1 protein-coding gene is annotated in these 1,087 nt (G+C 56.4%); it reads right to left on the bottom strand.

What is annotated here, in order from left to right; all coding sequences use genetic code 11:
* Window positions 1-32 precede the first annotated feature (32 nt).
* Window positions 33-1,025 (bottom strand): IS30 family transposase, encoded by a 993-nt coding sequence (locus SM764_RS22565; RefSeq protein ID WP_065270287.1) that lies wholly within the window; start codon window positions 1,023-1,025, stop codon window positions 33-35.
* Window positions 1,026-1,087 lie beyond the last annotated feature (62 nt).

Here is a 1,087-nt window from a genome sequence, read left to right as displayed (position 1 = left end):
TGATGGCTCAAGGGTCGTTGCGACAGTATCCGCTATCTCAGTTTCATCATCTCTTCTCTGAACGCCTCGAGTGGGGTGCGCCATCCAAGGCACTTTCTAGGCGTGCCGTTCAGGCGGTCACAAATCGCCTTCATATTGCGATTTGAGAGCGCCGCGAGTTGGGTGTCCCGTGGCAAGTATCGCCTGGCCCGTTTGTTCAGATTCTCGACTGAACCCTTCTGCCAAGGTGCTTGGGGATCGCAGAACCAACTATCCGTGCCGATGCCTGATTTGAGCTTGCGCCACGCGCGGAACTCGAAGCCACGGTCGAAGGTGATCGACCTCCGGGCTGGCTGGGGCAGGGGCTCCATCACATCCATCAGCTTGTTGATGAAGTGGGTAGAGCTGCGGTCGTTATTGCGGAACAGGACAGCAAACCGGGTCTTCCGTTCGACCAGCGAGGCAACATTCATTGTGCCTTGAGCTCGCTCGAAGATCATCAGATCGCCTTCCCATTCGCCGAAAGTCTCACGCGTCTTCACGTAGTCAGGACGTTCATGGATGGACCGGTCCGGCGGAAAAACCTGGCCTCTTGGCCGTCTGGCATGGCGCGGTTGCCGCTTCTTGCGACGGCTGGGGAGATGGCGAGCCAGTTGTTCGGACTGTCCTTCGGGGCTGTAGACGTAAGCATAGATCGTCTCATGACTGACGCGCACAGGCTGGCCGTCATATCCCAGACGTCCCGCAATCTGTTCCGGCGTCCATCCAATCTTCAACTGAGCGATGACATGAGCGCGCAGATCCTTCAGTCGGATCAGTTTGCGACGCCGTGCGCGTCGATCTGATGCGTATTTCTGTGCGTTCATCCCGTAGTAGCCGTTCAGATAAGGCAGCTCGTCATCGGAAAAAGAGTTCCGCTTGATCTCGCGATAGACGGTCGAGCGATGCCTGCCGATTTCGGCTGCTATCTTGCTCACAGGCACTTTTGCATTCAGCATGTCTTCGATCGCGCGTCTTTCACGCAAATCCAACTCTGTGTGGGCCATGTCCGTTCTCCTTGCTTTTCAGCAAGATAGGGGATGTGTCGCAACCCAGTTTAGAATGTGCC

Source organism: Pseudophaeobacter sp. 1A16562, from assembly GCF_041008785.1.
GTDB lineage: Bacteria > Pseudomonadota > Alphaproteobacteria > Rhodobacterales > Rhodobacteraceae > Phycobacter > Phycobacter gallaeciensis_A.
The sequence above is the reverse complement of the archived record's forward strand: the minus strand, read 5'-3'. Positions and strand labels throughout refer to the sequence as shown.

Bases quoted from the DNA above. Each gene is read 5' to 3' on its own strand.
- SM764_RS22565 (WP_065270287.1), bottom strand. From the start codon at position 1,025: ATGGCCCACACAGAGTTGGATTTGCGTGAAAGACGCGCGATCGAAGAC.